The sequence below is a fragment of the Pseudobacillus wudalianchiensis genome, from assembly GCF_001685015.1.
GTDB lineage: Bacteria > Bacillota > Bacilli > Bacillales > Domibacillaceae > Pseudobacillus > Pseudobacillus wudalianchiensis.
Genome location: NZ_MAYT01000029.1, coordinates 99,154 through 116,876 on the forward strand (window position 1 = coordinate 99,154; position 17,723 = coordinate 116,876).

The window sequence follows — 17,723 nt, forward strand, 5'->3', positions numbered from 1 at the left end:
GGGTATTACAAAACTATGAGTCATTAGAACTTTATTTTACTAGGAGGTTATACTATGAATAACGATAAAAAATTTATTGGTGTTTTTAATAATCAAGCAGAAGTTATTGATAAAATCGAGCAACTAAAATTAGAAGGTTATGCAGAAGCAGATATTTATGCGGTAGCGAAAGATGCAGACAACATTTCAATGGTAAGAGGCCGGACAGGAGTTGAAGTAGAATCTGCAGACACAGGCGCTTCTTGGATGGATAAATTCATGGCATTCTTGTCTGGAGAAGACGAGGTACGAGGCGGATTACGCAATATGGGATTAAACGACATGGATGTTGATCGTTATTGTAACGATATCAACAATGGAAAAATCCTTCTATATGTAGATAGAGAATATGATCAATTGTATCGTAACCATACCTTAACGAATGAAGCAGATCCTAATCTTGGAGCTAATACAATTGGCATGAATGACACGACCGTAGACGGCTACGTAGAAGGTGTAAAAGCGGACAGATTATCAAACCTTGATACAACTGGCCTGGATACAAATGCAGACCTTACTGAAGAACAACGCCTTCGTCTACGCGAGGAACGTCTAGAAGTAGACAAAGAGCGAGTTCAAAAAGGAGAAGTATATGTAGAAAAAGATGTTGTAGAAGAACCACGGACAATTAACGTCAACGTAGAGCGGGACGAGGTCTATGTGGAACGCCGTCCTGTAGATGATGCCGTTTCAGCACAAGATTCATCTCCGATCGTTGGCGATGACGATACAATTCGCATTCCAATTACCGAGGAACGTGTTGAAGTCACAAAAAGACCGATCGTGTCAGAGGAACTTGTTATCGGCAAACGTAAAGTGCAGGATACAGAAACAGTTAGTGACACAGTTAAACGCGAAGAGGCTCACATTGCCAAAGAAGGCGATATTGAAGTAGAAGATTACGACTTGAACGATCGTGATCCTCTTTTAAACAAATATCACGATGACAACTCAACAGACCACTTAGACCAACACGACCGTTATTAATAGAAGAAAACAGGAATGCCCTGCCCCAATGGCACTCCTGAACTCAAAAATAGCCCTTTCGAAGAAAGGGCTATTTTATTTGATAAATGATTATTCAACTGGCATACTGCTGGGTTATCTTTCTTGCCTGCTCCACAGAATTTCTCGATCGGCTGTATAACGAGAAAAGAGTTTATTCGTCCAGGCTCCGTGCTTGCCCGGGAATGTCTGATGATCGATTTGATGAACCGCGGTAATTTCCTGGATTGAGTTCGTAAAGAATACCTCGTCAGCTGTTTCGACCGTTTCCGGATAGAAGGAACCCTCTTTCACTTGTAGTCCTTCTTTTTTTGCGATATGGATCACATATTGCCGAGTGACCCCATTTAAAATTCCTGTCTCTACAGCAGGAGTATAAAGTGTATTTTCTTTAATCCAAAACAGATTAGAAACGACTCCTTCAGCCACTTCTCCCGCTTCATTAAGAAAAATCCCTTCAATCGCCCCATCGCTTCCTGCTTCTCTTTTACCTACTATATTATTTAAATAATGGTGGGATTTCAGCCTCTCCTTCAGTTCAGGAGAATTACGTCTCGTAACAAGCCATTTCCCCCGCTTTTCTAGCAATTCTCCAGGAGGCGGAAGCGTTTTTTGAAATACAATGACATTCGGCTTTTCATAAGCACCTGTCTGCAGGCCAATCTCCCCTTCTCCAGCCGAAACATTAAAACGGATATAAGAATGCTCCCAGCCGTTAGCCTCTGACAGTTTTTGCAGCAGCTCTGCTGTTTCTGTACGGTTAAATTCTTTTTCAATCATGAGTACTCGTAAACTGTGATTCAAGCGTTCTAAATGGTCATCCAGCAAAAATGGATGGCCATTGTAGATCCGGAATGTCTCAAATACACCAAGCCCATATAAAAACCCATGATCAAAAGGAGAGATTTTCGCTTGCTCTTTCTGTATCATTTTGCCATTTACATAAATAAACATGTTATGCCTCCACGTGCACCTTCCGATAACGTCGGATAAAGCTTCGGAGCATGTCTTTTCCGCCGTACGTCATGATCGATTCCGGGTGGAATTGAACTCCTTCAATCGGCAACTCTTTATGACGGATCGCCATAATCTCTCCTTCCGCTGTCCAAGCAGAAATTTGAAAGCAGCTTGGTAAATTTTCTTTTTGAACAATTAAGGAATGATAGCGTGTAGCCGGAAATGGATTAGGAAGCCCCTCAAAGATCGTTTGGCCATCATGAAACATCGGAGAAGTCTTTCCATGCATAAGCCGCTCTGCTCTAACCACGTCTCCCCCGAATACTTGAGCGATCGACTGTTGGCCTAAGCACACGCCAAAGATCGGGATTTTGCCAGCGAATACACGAATAGCCTCTAAGCTGATTCCCGCTTCATTTGGTGTACAAGGCCCCGGCGAAATCATTAGGAAATCGGGGTTCATTTTTTCTATTTCTTTTATTGTAATCTCGTCGTTTCTTTTGACGATCAACTCTTCGCCTAGCTCCCCTAAATATTGCACAAGATTATAAGTAAAAGAATCATAGTTATCAATCATTAAAATCATGAACGTTCCCCTCCTGTTCCAACAGGTGCGAATCTTGCTTCCGCCAACTCTTTTGCTTTCCAAACGGCTCTTGCCTTTTTCAGAGATTCTTTATATTCGCTCTGCGGATCTGAATCAATGACGATCCCCGCTCCTGCTTGAATGTGGCACATTCCGTTTTCTACAATCATCGTTCGGATCACAATATTTAGCTCCATATCTTTATTGAAATTGATCCAACCAATGGAGCCAGTATATAAACCGCGTCTAACTGGTTCCAATTCCTCGATAATTTCCATCGTTCTTACTTTTGGAGCTCCCGTAATCGTCCCACCCGGGAACACGGCATGAATCACATCTGTATTGCTTTTCCCTGCAGCAAGCTTTCCACGGACATTGGAAACAATATGCTGAACGTGTGAGTACTTTTCAATGACCATAAATTCGTCTACTTCAACCGATCCGTACTCACTCACCCGGCCTAAATCATTTCGCTCTAAATCAACGAGCATCACATGTTCCGCCCGCTCTTTTTCATTTTCAATCAGCTCAGAGGCCAGCCTTAAATCATCGGCATCATCTTTCCCGCGTGAGCGGGTACCGGCAATCGGCCGCGTACTCAATTCTTCTCCAGCCTTTTTAATTAATAGTTCAGGCGATCCTGACACAACTTGAAAATCAGGTGTATGGATATAGGCCATATAAGGAGATGGGTTTAACTGTCTTAATTCCTCATAAACAGCTATCGCTGGAATAGAAAGCGGCTTAGATTGACGAACAGATAGATTCACTTGAAATACATCTCCAGCGGCAATGTATTGCTTCGTTTTTTCTACTGCTTTCTGGAAAGCTTCCTCTGAAAAAGATACTTTCAATTCACCTGTAACGACCTTCCCAGCTGCCTGTTCCTCTTCCTTAATAACAGCCACCCATTTATCTTCTGCTTCCTTGAGCTTTCTTTCTGCTTCTGCTTGATCTTTCTCAATAGCCAGCAGCCAAAGCGTTGTTGTTTGATGATCAAATACAGCCCATTCATCAAACACTTGAAAATAAAGAAGTGGAAGATCAAGATCATCTTTAGCACATTCGGGTAACCTTTCAATATAACGAGCATAATCGTAGCTAATATACCCAATAGCCCCGCCTTGAAAGTCGGGCAGCCCCTTTTGTTCAGGGATCTCAAACGTCTTCAGCCAATTCTCCAATTCTAATAGCGGCAATCCTGTTCTTTCTTCTGTTTTTTCGGCGGTCTGTATTTCAATACCATTTCTATTAGAAAAAACAACCGCGAAAGGTGACAGTCCGGCTATGCTATAACGGCCACCCCTCCCACTTTCAAGCAATACATGATGAGTCTCGTCCTTGGTTAACCATTTATATTGATCAAAAAATTTTTCGTTATCATAAGGAATGGTTCGAGAAAATACACGGCGTTCATTCACTAGCTTTCACCCTTCTTCGTCGTAGTCTTTCTCATCATACTAAACAGAGAAGAAAGAAAAAAGTAGAGAAAGATCATTTTTTGTTACAGCTCTATGCAGGCAAATTTTGATCTTTTATAATAGAAGGAAAATAAATGAAAATGAAGGAGAAAAGCGATGACAGGCAGCCATTTAGTTCGTCAAACAACATCCCTTATTACAACCGAAACATTAAAAAAGGATTTGCATTCTCTTGGAGTTATGCCAGATACAGTCCTAATGGTCCACTCCTCCCTACGATCACTTGGGTGGATAGCAGGGGGAGAAATCACTGTCATTCAAGCCTTGATGGCAGCCGTTACGGATAGTGGCACCATCGTTATGCCGACACAAACGACTCATAATTCTGACCCTAAGTATTGGCAGAATCCTCCTGTTCCAGAGGAATGGTGGCCCGGTATCCGCTATTTCATGCCTGCTTATTTACCGGATATTACCCCAACTATTGGGATGGGCCGGATCGCAGAAGCATTTCGTACGTTTCCAGATGTAAAACGCAGTCTGCACCCTTCCGCTTCTTTTGCTGCCTGGGGGAAACACGCTTCCTTCATCATTGATAACCATTCGATTGATTTTGCTTTTGGGGAACAATCTCCACTTGCGCGGCTGTATGACCTTGATGCCTCTGTTTTGTTCATTGGCACGGACTACAGCACATGTACAGCGATGCACCTTGGCGAATTCCGCGCCAATGATGGGCGCAAAGCTTTTAAACAAGGTTCAGCTATGATGGAAAACGGTGAGCGAGTATGGAAAACATATATGGAACTTGAAGAAAACTCCGAACAATTTAATGATATTGGCCGAGCCTTCGAGAAAGAAGCTACCGTAACAAATGGGATGGTTGCTCAATCACCTTGCAAGCTTATTCAGATCCGTCCGCTCGTCGATTTTACTTCTCGTTATCTTGCTAACCTTTCAAAACAATAAAACGGTTCACCGCAGCAGGAAAAGCAGCTCCGTCAATCAGCTCTGTCCACCCCTGTTCGACAGCTTCAGTAAGAGAGAGGGCGGTTATTTGCTGAACAAAAATTGCTTCAAAACCGATTTCTCTTAAGAGATCCCAATAGTCCGGGAGGTTTCTTACATACCCTGCTCCCTTTGCATGCTGCAACGTAGCCGTTTCAGCCAAATCAATGACGAGGCGGCCTCCCGGTTTCAACAAGTGAAAGCTTTTTCTTAACCACGCTTCCCCTTCATCAAGAAAATGGATGTCAAGCTGGGCGGCAGCGACATCAAACCGCTCTTCGTTAGAAGTGAAAAGAGAAGGAGAAATCGTCGTAATCTCCGCTTTTTCCGTTGTCAGGCTTGTTAAGGCAGGAGACAAAGCTTCTCCTAGCCATAAGATCCTTTCACCTGGCTGAACACTCATTGTTTGTAAAAAGCTTTCTGCTGATACCGTCCATTCTAATACACTTTCTTTTGTGAATTTTCTTTGATTGATTACTGTCATTTCCCATTCCTCCCTTTCTAACGATCAAGACAAAATAAAAAACCTCTTCAGATAAGAAGAGGTTTGCGAACTATTCCACTCTCTTATCTGTCAGCTGACGCTGCAAGAATTAGCACCGTGCTCGCATTCTATATGCGAGTCGGTTGCCGGGCTTCATAGGGCTTGTCCCTCCACCTGCTCTTGATAAGACATCGTTTCTATTCAATTTAAGTAGACTTTGTGTGTCTAAAATAAAGTTAATTATATTCTGAATGAACGAACTAGTTTTTCAATTCATTCGAATTATTGCACGTTTATGATCGGCTGTCAACCTGCTTTTTAAAAATTTCAAGTTGAGCGAGACGATGGACCGCCTCTTTAATTTTTTCTTCAGAGGCTACGAGACCAGCACGTACGTATCCTTCCCCAAGCTCACCAAAGCCAATTCCCGGTGCAACTGCTACGCCTGCCTCTTCTAGCAAAAGATCACTAAATTCTTCCGATGTGTATCCCTCTGGCACTTTTAGCCAAGCAAAAAACGATCCTTCCGGTGCTGTCACTTTCCAGCCAATTTCATTCAAACCGCTAATCAGAAGGTTACGGCGCTTTTCATACATGGCTTCCTGCTTATGTACTTCGTCTTGCGGCCCGAGTAAGGCTGCAGCTGCAGCCTCTTGAATGCCGCCGTACAAACTGCAGTGCAAGTGATCTTGAATCAGCTCCAGAGCAGCAATGACGCTTGGATTGCCAACAGCAAAGCCAACTCTCCATCCCGCCATGTTATACGTTTTTGACATCGTATAAATTTCGATCCCATTCTCTTTGGCTCCTTCAACTTGAAGGTAGCTAACCGGTTTCTTGCCGTCAAAACCAATCGCTCCATAAGCAAAATCATGAACGATGCAAATTTCATGTTCACCGGCAAATTGGATGGTTTTCTCAAAGAACGCGGAATCTGCCATTGCCCCGGTCGGATTATTAGGATAATTAATAAATAAAAGCTTTGCTTTTTCTAATACTTCTTTCGGAATCTCTTCGTATCGAGGAAGAAACCCGTTCTCTTCTTTAAGCGGCAACATATGCATATTAGCACCCGCAAGCGCAATGCCCGACCAATAATCCGGATAGCCTGGGTCTGGAACAAGCGCCACTTCTCCTGGATTTAATAAGCACTGCGGCAGCTCAACAAGTCCTGCTTTCCCGCCAATGATGAGCGCCACTTCTCTTTCTGGATCAAGCTCGACGCCATATTCCCTTTGATAAAATTCAGCACATGCCTTTTTGACATGACTATATCCTCTAAAGGGTGAGTATTTATCATTAACCGGGTTATCAACAGCTGTTTTTAGCGCTGTTTTTATATGACTAAATACCGGTTGATCAGGGCTTCCCTGTGCTAAGTTTATAATTTCACGCCCTCCAGCTGAGGCATTATTTATTCTCTGGCCCAATTTAGCGAAGAATTGCTCCGGCAGAGCCTGAAGCCGATTAGCCGTTTCAAAAGTCTTCATGTATGCAGCCCTCGCTTTCAAATTATAGTTAATAATGGTATAACGAAAGAGAAAGAAAGTAAAGTAAGAATTTTCGGAAAGGAATGTGGGGGCTGACATGAAATTAAAAACGGCTATTATCCAAATGGATATTGCGTACGGTCATCCGGAGGAAAACTATAAACGGGCAGAAGGATGGCTGCAAAAGGCGGCAAATGAAGGCTGTCAACTAGCAGTACTGCCTGAGCTATGGACGACCGGCTATGATCTGACAAGACTCGATGAAATTGCAGATAGAGAAGCAAGCCAAACGATTGCTTTTTTATCAGAGCAAGCCAAAAAGCACCAAATGCACTTAATCGGCGGATCTGTAGCGAACGAAACAGCGAATGGTGTTGAAAACACTCTGCTTGTTATAAATAAACAAGGCGAATTGTTAAAAAAATATAGCAAGCTGCATTTGTTCCGCTTGATGGAGGAAGAAAAGTTTTTGAAGGCTGGTGAAGGTGACGGGCTATTCACACTGGAAAATGCGCAAATGGCCGCCTTTATCTGTTACGATATTCGCTTCCCTGAGTGGTTAAGAAAACATGTGCTTTCAGGAGCAAATGTCTTGTTTATCCCTGCTGAATGGCCGCTTGCCCGCACAGATCATTGGCGGACACTGCTTATTGCCAGAGCCATTGAAAATCAAAGCTACGTTGTCGGCTGCAACCGCAGCGGCGAAGATCCAAAAAATAAGTTTGCTGGCCATTCTATGATTATTGATCCTTGGGGAGAAATTATTGCCGAAGCGGGCGAAGAAGAAGAACTGCTCATTGGCGAAATTGATTTAGCAAAAGTGCCGGAAATAAGAGAACGCATTCCTGTTTTCGAAGATCGCCGCGTAGAGTTTTATCGTTAATCATGAAAGAAGCCTGGGAAATTTCCCAGGCTTCTTTCATAGTGTAGCAAGATTGTAGAAAGCTAGCCAGAATAGACCAGGCGTCGCCCCTTTCGCTTTCAATCCCATTCGTATGGGGTTTCTTGATAGACATAGTAGTTCAGCCAGTTGGAGAACAATAAATGAGCATGTGAACGCCATTTGTTTACAGGTTTTTTTGTCGGATTATTGTCCGGGAAATAATATTTTGGCATGTCAATGTCGAGCCCCTTCGCTAAATCCCGCTCGTATTCTTCAGCCAGTGTTTGCACTTCGTACTCTAAGTGCCCCGTAATCATAATATGCCGCTCATCTTTTGACATGATGATAAACGCTCCTGCTTCTTCGGAAGAGGCAAGCAGCTGTAAATCTTTATGAGCCTTAATTTTTTCCTTGTCTACGTCCGTATAACGAGAGTGCGGAGCATAAAAAATATCATCAAACCCTCGCATTAATTTAACAGTCGGCTCATTGACTGTATGACTAAAAATACCGGAACACTTTTTCGGCAATTCAAATTTCCCAATGCCGAAGTAATGATACAGTGCTGCCTGAGCCCCCCAACAAATGTGGAGCACGGAAGTAACATTTGTTTTCGCCCAATCCATAATTTTTTTGAGCTCTTCCCAATAGTTGACTTCCTCAAATTCCATTAGTTCAATTGGGGCTCCGGTAATAATCATCCCATCCACTCGTCTGTCCTTCACTTCATCAAATGTTGTATAGAATTGTTCCAAGTGAGACTTACTTACATTTTTCGATTCATGTGTCGCCGTATGCAGGAACGATACGTTTACTTGGAGCGGTGTATTGCCGAGCAGCCGCAAAAGCTGTGCTTCTGTTTTCTCTTTTTCTGGCATCAGATTTAGAATTAAAATATTTAAAGGACGGATATCCTGGCTGCGGGCCCGGTCAACATCCATCACGAAAATATTCTCTCTCTCTAGAATTTCCCGTGCTGGTAATTCCTGCGGTATATTAATCGGCATTTGTCTACCCCCTCTTAGTTTTGAATTTTCAATAAACTATTATAGACAGCACTTTTAAAAAAATACAAGAATTGTTTTTGATGGACAAACGAATGAGCACTAAAAACCTGCAAAGAAATCTTTCTTTGCAGGCGGGTGGATTACTTCAATTTTAATTTCGCTAAAGCATCCGCTAAAGCCGTATTCATCGGTTCGTCTTTTGATTGCTTTTTCAAATATTTATTCACATCTTGCTTTGTTGCTTTATTTCCTGATTGTTTCTTTCTTCTCTCTTGGAAGGCTGTCAGTTTTTCTCGATATCCACACTTACAAACAAAGATCTGTCCCTTTCCTTCCCCGCGAAGCTCCAGCTTTTTATGGCAGTTCGGACAGCGGGCATTCGTTAATTTAGCTACGTTCTTGCGATAGCCGCACTCTCTATCCTGACAGACAAGCATCTTTCCTTTTTTTCCATTGACTTCAAGCAACAATTTCCCGCAATCCGGGCACTGGCTGCCTGTTACGTTATCATGCTTGAATTTTTTCTCGCTGTTTTTAATTTCGTTCGTCACCGCTTTTGTGTAATGGCAAATCTCTTTCATAAAATCCTGTGATTTCAGTTTTCCTTTAGCAATCGCTTCTAGTTTCTGCTCCCATTCACCTGTTAAAGCCGGCGACTGTAATTCACTCGGTACTAATTCCAATAACTGTTTGCCTTTAGAAGTGATAAAAATATCTTTTCCCTTTTTTTCAATCAAAAAGGTATTAAAAAGCTTTTCAATAATATCAGCTCTTGTTGCAACTGTTCCAAGCCCGCCGGTTTGGCTCAATGTTTGTTTTAACTGCTTATTCTCTTCTTCCATATATTTTGCCGGATTTTCCATAGCGGATAGAAGTGTCCCTTCATTAAAGCGAGCAGGCGGAGTCGTTTCGCCCTGAGTAGCCGTTAACGTTGTGACTTCCCATTCTTCTCCTTGTTTAACAGGAGGAAGTGAAGCTTCATCGTCTTCTTCTTTTCCGTATACTTCCTTCCAGCCAAGGGAGGCAATGACCTTTCCTTTTGCGGTAAACATTTCTGATCCAATCTTCGCCTCCACCGTTGTCTGCTCATACTCAAACGGCGGCAGTAATACAGCTAAAAAGCGTTTTACAATTAAATCGTAAATCTTTCGTTCTTTATCACTTAGATCACTAAGAATAGCGGTCTGCTCAGTAGGAACAATCGCATGGTGGTCACTTACCTTGGCGTCGTTAATAAATGATTTATTGGGCTTAATGCCATTCTTTTTGACTTTAGCAGCAAATTTCGCATACGGATTAATTTCGACAGCTTCCACTCGTTCTTTTAGCGTGTCAGCCATGTCACTGGACAAATAACGAGAATCAGTCCGCGGGTATGTGACGAGCTTATGTTGTTCGTATAACTTCTGCATAATAGACAGCGTTTCTTTCGCTGAGTAGTTAAAGATTTTATGAGCGTCACGCTGGAGCTCTGTCAAATCATACAATTCTGGTGCGTAAGACTTTTTCGCCGCTTTTTTGACAGAGGTAATGACAGCTTTTTCTCCACGGATTGCCTTTAAAAGTTGATCTCGTTTCTCCTCAGAGAAAGTCTTTGTATCATTTGACTTTTCGTCTTTCCATGTTAACTTCATATCGCCGGCAATCGCTGTTATTCCATAATAGCTTTTTGGCTTAAATTGTTTAATTTCCGCTTCTCTTTTTGCAATCATCGCCAATGTCGGCGTCTGGACACGCCCACAGGAAAGCTGAGCATTAAATTTTGTCGTTAAAGCCCGAGTTGCATTAATCCCGACAAGCCAGTCAGCCTCCGCCCGTGCCACTGCCGAACGGTATAAGTTCTCGTACTCCTGCCCATCTCGTAACTTTTTAAAGCCTTCACGGATCGCTTTATCCGTAACCGAAGAAATCCATAAACGCTTTACTGGCTTTTTCACATGGGCTTTATCGATAATCCAGCGGGCAACAAGCTCTCCCTCACGTCCGGCATCTGTAGCAATCACAATATCTTTCACATCTTTACGGTTCAGCTGTGCTTTCACTGCTTGAAACTGCTTGCCCGTCTTCTTAATCACTACAGTTTTTAATTGGTTTGGCATTAATGGCAAATCTGCTAAGTTCCACGTTTTATATTGATCACCGTACGCCTCTGGGTCAGCATGAGTGACGAGGTGGCCAAGCGCCCACGTCACGATGTATTGATCTCCCTCTAAAAAGCCGTTTCCTTTTTTGCCGCACTTTAACACGCGGGCAATATCACGGGCAACAGACGGCTTCTCAGCTAATACGACTGTTTTACTCATAGTAACATCCTTTCATTTTTACGCTATTCGTATTATACCATTGTTTCGCTAAGTGGCGGTCACGTTACCTGTCATCTAGCCGAACTAGTAAAACTCGTGACTTCTTTCTCTTTTTCCTTTATATTTGGTAAAAATATAATATTTTAGCATATTTATCTATTATCTAGAAAGGAGTGATCTTCATGCTGTTGCAAAAACGCGGTGACATTCCCTATATTCTCGGCCTGATTTTTTTAGTCGCTGGAGTTATTTACTTTTTCGCCTCCAACTGGCCGCTTTTAGATCGTCCTGTAAAAATCGGACTCAGCATGCTCATGATTGCTGCCAGCTTTGGTATGGCACTTATTTATAAAAAAAGTACAACGTTTTCCTATTTGAGTAATTGGTGGTTATTCGTCTCGGCGGTTTCCTTCGGGGTCAGCGTCGCTCTCATCGGGCAAACGTATAACTCTCATGCCGATTCCTATTTACTCTTTCTTATTTGGCTTATTCCCGTTATCCTGCTTGCTGCTCTTACGGCCTATCAGCCATTTTTCTGGCTAGCCTTCCTGCTCTTAGAACTAACCATCTGGATGAAAATGTATCCTGTTGGTGTATGGGTTCAGTACTCAGATACCCAGGAAGCGATCTTGTATGTGTCATTAATTGTTTTCCACCTTTTTTTATTTTATGTATTGTCAAAAGCGAACCTTGAGAAAATTGGATTTCTTGCATTAGTCATGGCGCAATATTGTGCTGTCTTTTTGTTAGTGAAACATTCTCTCTATCATATTTTTGCTGAGTTCTCTACCCTCTCTGTTGTGTATCTTGCTTTTCATGTAATTTATCTCGTGTCTATAATTCTTTTCTGGAGAAAATTTATTCACGAACGGCGAAGCCACCCTGTGATTATGGCCATTCATCTGCTTTTCTTCGGTGTATATGTTATGTATAATGCTTTTCTCATTTATATTATGGTATTTGGGGAATCCAACTTTTACACCGGTTTTCTTTTATTGATTGCTGTATTTGGATTTAGTATTTACTTTTTGCGGAAACTAGCAAAAATAGCAAAGGAATCTGATAAAAAATGGAGCCATTACACGTATAGATTTTTTGTCGGTATTCTTTCTTTTTTAGGTACAATCATTGCCATTACATCTATTAGCTCATTTCTGGCGATTGTATTTGGTGTTGGAGGTGCCTTTAAATATAGTTTCCTCTTTGTCGGAGTCATCGCTATCGCTGCTAGTCTTGCTATCTCTAAAAAAGAATGGATTGTCGTTCGGCTCACTCTGCAAGTGACGGGAATTGCTTTTTTATTTTTCTTTTCTTACACCCATGGAGAAACATGGTTCTTTTGGCTATTAACCGTTCTTTTTGCGGCTATGACCATTTTCTTTTCTCGCCTAAGAGATGCCTTGCTCTATTATGTAGCAGCAAACGGGGCTATTGTAAGTGCGTTTATCGCTCTCTTTTCAGATATTGGCCTCTTTGGAGAAGAAATGAAACTTGTATTTCTGTTGCTGGGTGTACTAAATGCCCTTTTGTTTTTAAAACAACCTGGACAGCGTATCGGCCTGCTTGCTTATCTTTTGTCTCTTTATTACTTTTTTACGATGACCGCCGCGGAAGAACCGTCCATTGCGTTAGCGATTTTTCTTCATCTTGTTTTTGCCGCCTATTTCTACTTTCACTTAGCTCATCCGAAAAGCCATTCAAGGCTTTATCGCTGGGCCACCTGGGCAGCTGTAACGGCTTTTCTCATCTGGAAGTACTATGAGTATGTTTGGAAACTTTTACACAAATCTCTTGCCTTTTTCATTGTGAGTGCTTTATTTTTCCTCCTTTTTTATTTGTGGGGAAAGAAGAACACAGAAGCAGCAGGAAATATTATAAGATGGAGCTGGAAACGTGTCGCTATTGTTTTAATTCTACAACTTTCCTTTGTTGGCTTTACTTCATGGCAAAAAGAACATTTGCTTCAAAATGGAGAGCTCGTTGCCCTTAAACTTGAACCGATTGATCCGCGTTCCTTGCTACAAGGGGATTATGTTCAGCTTAACTATGCTATTCACCGTGCTTATCAGCAAGAACAGAATAAAAATATCAGCAGCCTTCCAAAAGGAAAGCTTCATGTCGAATTAGAGAAAACGAAAGAACATGTTTCTTACCGCGGGAAGGATGTAATCATTTATCAGCCCGTTCATTTTACCGGAACCGATCAGCCTGTGATCGTGAATAATGAAACGGTCACCCTCCTTGGAAAAAGCAGTTATGGAAACCTTGATCTCGGGATTGAACACTTTTTTATCCCTGAAAATACAGGAAGGGATTGGGTAGAGAAAAATATTGCCCTGGTCCGTGTATCTAAAAATGGAGATGCTATCCTAGAAACATTAGTAAAACAGTAAATAAGAACTAGCCAAATATGCATTGCGCTTATACCATGTTTTAAGTAAAAATCAGTCTAAAACGGCTAATAAAAAGACAAAACAGATACGTTAATAGACAAAAGGCCGGGTAAGCACCCGGCCTTTTGTAATGCAATTGTAATATTATGCGATAAAATGTAACAGCACTTATAACAATTTTCTGATATATTAGCCTCAGATAAACATATTCCAACAAAAAATATAATTTCGAAGCGGAAGGGTAACAGGGGGAAACGGATGAAAAAGTGGTTAACTGCAATCGTGAGTTCTTTGATTTTAAGTATTAGTTTGTTAGTGCCAGTACATTCAGCAGATGCAGCCTATTCTGCAGACTCTGTCATTGCTGAAGCAAAAAAATATATTGGTACGCCATATAAATGGGGCGGCACGACGCCGAGAGGCTTTGACTGTTCTGGGTTTATTCAATACGCTCATAAGCAAGTCGGTCTTTCATTGCCGCGAACAGCTGCACAAATGTATCAAAAAGGGTCAGCTGTCACTAAAAGTGAACTGGAACCAGGCGATTTAATTTTCTTTAGTACATATAGCAGTGGTGCTTCACATGTCGGCCTTTACATTGGGGATAACCAATTTATCCACTCTGCTTCTAAAGGGGTTCGCATTGACAAGGTAAGCAACTCTTACTACCAAAAGAGATATTTAGGCTCTAAGCGAATTGTTGACTGAATATGACGATAGAAAACCGGCTCCTCTTGAAGAGGAGCCGGTTTTCTATATAACTGAATCTTGTATCATGATTCTTTCTTTTCTTTTTTAGCTTTTCTAGCTTCGATCATGTGAATATGATGCCCATCCACATCTCTAATGATAAATTGATATCCTTCCTGCTCAAGCGTGTCTCCTAGAGCGACGTCAATTTTTTGTGTCAGGAACCAGCCGCCAAGCGTATCCACATCATCCTCAGATAAATGAATGCCTAATAAATCATTTACCTCTGAAATTAATACCCTGGCACTTAACATAAATTGGCCGTTCGCCATTTTTTGTATTTCTGGTTTTTCATCAGAATCGAATTCATCACGAATCTCTCCAACAATCTCTTCTAAAATGTCTTCTACCGTTACGAGACCTGACGTACCGCCGTATTCATCTAATAAAATCGCCATGTGAATCCGCTCTTTCTGCATTTTCAACAGTAAATCATGAATAGGCACAGTTTCAATGACACTAATGACTGGTTTGACGAACCATTCTAGCGGCTGTTCATCATAGTTGTTCTTATTTAAATAATAAGAAAAAATCTCTTTAATGTTCACCATCCCAATGATGTTATCTTTATCCCCATCATCTACCGGATAGCGGGTATATTTTTCACTCTTTAAGATTTCAGTAATTTCAGCCCACGTTAAATCCTTATTTAATGTGATCATTTCTGTACGCGGCACCATAATTTCCTTGGCGATTCTCTCATCAAATTCAAAGATGTTGTCGACATATTTATATTCAGACTGGTTAATTTCTCCGCTTTTGTAGCTTTCGGTTAAAATAATACGCAATTCCTCTTCAGAATGGGCCACTTCATGTTCAGATACCGGCTCTAATCCGAATAAGCCAGTAAAAAAGCGGGCTGAACTATTTAAAAGCCAAATAAAAGGGTACATCACCCGATAAAACAAGACAAGCGCTGGTGAAAAAGTCAACGTCAACCATTCTGCTTTTTGAATAGCGAGCGTTTTTGGTGCCAGCTCCCCTATTACGACGTGGAGAAAAGTAATAGAAGCGAACGCGATAATAAATGATAATACCCCTGCTAAAGACGGTGTCAATTCCATTCTTTCGAATAGCGGGTGCAGAATCCGTTCAACAGTCGGCTCACCAAGCCACCCCAAGCCGAGTGAAGTAATTGTGATACCAAGCTGACAGGCTGATAAATACTCATCCATGCTGGAGACAACCTTTTTAGCAACAGCCGCTTTTTTATTTCCTTCAGCAATGAGCTGATTAATTCGAGACATTCTAACCTTTACAATGGCAAATTCAGAAGATACGAAAAAGCCCGAGAATGCAATTAAAACACCAATAAGCAAAAAATTCACGATAATCAAAGACGGCAAGGAAAGCGAAGAACAAAAGGCAATAACGTTTTCTTATTCCCTTCTTTACTTTCCTCTTTCACCTCCCGTGCAAGTTTATAACTACCTTTACCCATTTGAAAATCATCCATAACAAAAAGAAAAGAATTTGCTGGTGGCTCAGCTGTTTCCATTTTCTTTATTGTTTTACTGATTCCACTAACCTATGCGTAAAATAGCCTTCCCCTCTTATTTTAACCTAAAAAGGGACAGTTTCTATTTTTAAGCCCTCATAGTAAAATAAATAAAAGCAATTCACTTCATTATGAGAGGGTTTTAAAATGAGTATTTTAACAGTTGAACACTTGAGTCACGGCTTTGGAGACCGGGCTATTTTTGATAATGTATCCTTTCGGCTTCTTAAAGGCGAACATATTGGGCTAATTGGGGCCAATGGTGAAGGAAAATCCACATTTATGAATATTATTACCGGACAGCTTCAGCCAGATGAAGGAAAAATCTCTTGGGCCAAAAATGTCCGTGTCGGGTATTTGGACCAACATGCCGTCCTTCAAAAGGGAATGTCGATTCGTGATGTTCTAAAAACAGCTTTTCAGTATTTATTTGACTTAGAGACAGAGATGAATAACTTATTCGCCAAAATGGGAGAAGCTTCACCTGAAGAGCTAGAAAAACTCCTAGAAGAAACAGGTACTCTCCAAGACTTGCTAACAAATAACGACTTTTACGTTATTGATGCCAAGGTAGAAGAAATCGCCCGCGGGCTTGGTCTTGATGAAATTGGACTTGACCGTGACGTCCACGATTTAAGCGGCGGTCAGCGGACGAAAATACTGTTAGCTAAGCTTCTGTTAGAGAAACCTGACATTCTCCTGCTCGATGAACCAACAAACTACTTGGATGAACAGCATATTGAATGGTTAAAACGGTACCTGCAGGAATACGAAAATGCCTTTATTCTAATCTCTCATGATATTCCTTTTTTAAACAGTGTTATTAACTTGATCTATCATATGGAAAATCAGGAGTTAAACCGCTATGCCGGCTCTTACGATGATTTCATGAAGGTATACGAAATGAAGAAGCAGCAGCTTGAAGCCGCTTATAAAAAACAGCAGCAGGAAATTGCGGATCTTAAAGACTTTGTAGCGCGTAATAAGGCAAGGGTTTCCACTAGAAATATGGCCATGTCCAGGCAGAAAAAGCTCGACAAAATGGAAGTTATTGAACTTGCACAGGAACGTCCTAAACCTGAATTTCACTTTAAAGAAGGCCGAACATCCGGCAAATTAATTTTCGAAACAAATAACCTGGTGATCGGATATAACGAGCCGTTATCTAAACCATTGAACCTGCGTATGGAACGCGGACAAAAAGTTGCTTTAACCGGCGCAAATGGCATTGGAAAAACAACGTTACTGCGCAGTATACTTGGCGAGATCCAACCATTATCAGGAAAAGTGGAACGCGGCGAATCACTGGAAATTGGCTATTTCGAACAAGAAATCAAATCTGACAACAATCGTACGTGTATTGAAGAAATATGGAGCGAGTTCCCTTCTTTCACTCAATATGAAGTTCGTGCATCTCTTGCTAAATGCGGTTTAACGACAAAGCACATCGAAAGCAAGGTGAGCGTCTTAAGCGGTGGAGAAAAAGCAAAAGTCCGCCTCTGTAAATTGATCAATAAAGATACAAACCTACTCGTTCTCGATGAGCCGACAAACCACTTAGATGTAGATGCAAAAGCTGAACTGCTGCGAGCTCTTCAAGCATATAAAGGCAGTATTTTACTTATCTCCCACGAACCTGAGTTTTACCAGCAGGTCGCAACAGAAGTTTGGAACTGCGAATCGTGGACAACAAAAGTTTTTTAAATGTTGAATATCTAAACGAAAAGATGCATGTCTAAACGCTTATTTTAGTTATTGCAACAAAATTCGACAATATTCATCATCGTGTTTCGATACAATAATGGAAAAATAACCAAAATTAAGAATAAAAAAATCTGATTTCCTTTTTCTTCGGAATGAGCTCTTAAGACGTCCCCTGTTGAGAAGCAGGGCGGCCGC

At 41.4% G+C, this 17,723-nt stretch carries 15 protein-coding genes and 1 riboswitch; of the genes, 6 read left to right on the forward strand and 9 right to left on the reverse strand.

All coding sequences use genetic code 11. The annotated features are described in order from the left end of the window. The first annotated feature begins 54 nt into the window (after window positions 1–54). Window positions 55–1,026 (forward strand): YsnF/AvaK domain-containing protein, encoded by a 972-nt coding sequence (locus A8F95_RS17390; RefSeq protein WP_065411685.1) that lies wholly within the window; start codon window positions 55–57, stop codon window positions 1,024–1,026. A gap of 114 nt (window positions 1,027–1,140) precedes the next feature. Here the strand turns inward: A8F95_RS17390 and pabC are convergent, their stop codons facing one another. Genes pabC through pabB form a run of 3 tightly spaced genes read right to left on the reverse strand, consistent with a single transcriptional unit; the run spans window position 1,141 to window position 4,008 of the window. Beyond that, window positions 1,141–1,998 carry an aminodeoxychorismate lyase gene (gene pabC, locus A8F95_RS17395; protein ID WP_065411686.1) on the reverse strand — a complete coding sequence of 286 codons (858 nt, stop codon included), beginning with the start codon at window positions 1,996–1,998 and terminating at the stop codon, window positions 1,141–1,143. 1 nt (window position 1,999) lies between these two features. Then, window positions 2,000–2,587, reverse strand: coding sequence for an aminodeoxychorismate/anthranilate synthase component II (gene pabA / locus A8F95_RS17400; protein ID WP_065411687.1), 588 nt, complete (start codon window positions 2,585–2,587; stop codon window positions 2,000–2,002). After that, a complete protein-coding gene (pabB, locus tag A8F95_RS17405; RefSeq protein WP_065411688.1) occupies window positions 2,584–4,008 on the reverse strand; it encodes an aminodeoxychorismate synthase, component I in 1,425 nt (474 codons plus the stop codon). The genes pabA and pabB overlap by 4 nt, the downstream gene beginning before the upstream one ends. A 156-nt stretch (window positions 4,009–4,164) precedes the next feature. Here pabB and A8F95_RS17410 point away from each other — a divergent pair, with 156 nt between their 5' ends. Next, the gene (locus A8F95_RS17410) at window positions 4,165–4,977 is read left to right on the forward strand and encodes an AAC(3) family N-acetyltransferase (RefSeq protein WP_065411689.1); all 813 of its coding nucleotides are present in this window, start codon (window positions 4,165–4,167) and stop codon (window positions 4,975–4,977) included. Here A8F95_RS17410 and A8F95_RS17415 read toward each other — a convergent pair. Together A8F95_RS17415 and A8F95_RS17420 are read right to left on the reverse strand one after the other, a co-directional pair. Next, a complete protein-coding gene (locus tag A8F95_RS17415; RefSeq protein WP_065411690.1) occupies window positions 4,958–5,500 on the reverse strand; it encodes a class I SAM-dependent methyltransferase in 543 nt (180 codons plus the stop codon). The two genes, A8F95_RS17410 and A8F95_RS17415, sit on opposite strands and share 20 nt — an antisense overlap. 80 nt (window positions 5,501–5,580) lie before the next feature. After that, a riboswitch (SAM riboswitch) is annotated at window positions 5,581–5,690 on the reverse strand. A 103-nt stretch (window positions 5,691–5,793) separates the two neighbouring features. Then, window positions 5,794–6,990 carry a pyridoxal phosphate-dependent aminotransferase gene (locus A8F95_RS17420; protein WP_065411691.1) on the reverse strand — a complete coding sequence of 399 codons (1,197 nt, stop codon included), beginning with the start codon at window positions 6,988–6,990 and terminating at the stop codon, window positions 5,794–5,796. A gap of 97 nt (window positions 6,991–7,087) precedes the next feature. On the opposite strand from A8F95_RS17420, the gene A8F95_RS17425 reads away from it, so the two are divergent. Then, window positions 7,088–7,873 carry a carbon-nitrogen family hydrolase gene (locus A8F95_RS17425; protein ID WP_065411692.1) on the forward strand — a complete coding sequence of 262 codons (786 nt, stop codon included), beginning with the start codon at window positions 7,088–7,090 and terminating at the stop codon, window positions 7,871–7,873. A gap of 98 nt (window positions 7,874–7,971) precedes the next feature. On the opposite strand, the gene metA is transcribed toward A8F95_RS17425, so the two are convergent. Together metA and A8F95_RS17435 are read right to left on the reverse strand one after the other, a co-directional pair. Then, the gene (gene metA, locus A8F95_RS17430) at window positions 7,972–8,880 is read right to left on the reverse strand and encodes a homoserine O-acetyltransferase MetA (RefSeq protein WP_065411693.1); all 909 of its coding nucleotides are present in this window, start codon (window positions 8,878–8,880) and stop codon (window positions 7,972–7,974) included. 140 nt (window positions 8,881–9,020) lie between these two features. Further along, the gene (locus A8F95_RS17435) at window positions 9,021–11,183 is read right to left on the reverse strand and encodes a DNA topoisomerase III (RefSeq protein WP_065411694.1); all 2,163 of its coding nucleotides are present in this window, start codon (window positions 11,181–11,183) and stop codon (window positions 9,021–9,023) included. Between the two features lie 182 nt (window positions 11,184–11,365). Here A8F95_RS17435 and A8F95_RS17440 point away from each other — a divergent pair, with 182 nt between their 5' ends. Then, window positions 11,366–13,576, forward strand: a complete 2,211-nt coding sequence (locus tag A8F95_RS17440) for a GDYXXLXY domain-containing protein (RefSeq protein ID WP_065411695.1) — start codon at window positions 11,366–11,368, stop codon at window positions 13,574–13,576. 258 nt (window positions 13,577–13,834) lie between these two features. After that, window positions 13,835–14,284 carry a C40 family peptidase gene (locus A8F95_RS17445; protein ID WP_065411696.1) on the forward strand — a complete coding sequence of 150 codons (450 nt, stop codon included), beginning with the start codon at window positions 13,835–13,837 and terminating at the stop codon, window positions 14,282–14,284. A 65-nt stretch (window positions 14,285–14,349) separates the two neighbouring features. Here the strand turns inward: A8F95_RS17445 and A8F95_RS17450 are convergent, their stop codons facing one another. Together A8F95_RS17450 and A8F95_RS22660 are read right to left on the reverse strand one after the other, a co-directional pair. Further along, window positions 14,350–15,663: a hemolysin family protein gene (locus tag A8F95_RS17450; RefSeq protein WP_065411828.1), complete on the reverse strand. Its 1,314-nt coding sequence runs from the start codon at window positions 15,661–15,663 to the stop codon at window positions 14,350–14,352. Further along, window positions 15,660–15,824, reverse strand: coding sequence for a hypothetical protein (locus tag A8F95_RS22660; protein ID WP_176713739.1), 165 nt, complete (start codon window positions 15,822–15,824; stop codon window positions 15,660–15,662). Before A8F95_RS22660 ends, A8F95_RS17450 begins: the two co-directional genes overlap by 4 nt. Window positions 15,825–15,971: 147 nt before the next feature. On the opposite strand from A8F95_RS22660, the gene A8F95_RS17455 reads away from it, so the two are divergent. Continuing rightward, a complete protein-coding gene (locus tag A8F95_RS17455; protein WP_065411697.1) occupies window positions 15,972–17,528 on the forward strand; it encodes an ABC-F family ATP-binding cassette domain-containing protein in 1,557 nt (518 codons plus the stop codon). Window positions 17,529–17,723 lie beyond the last annotated feature (195 nt).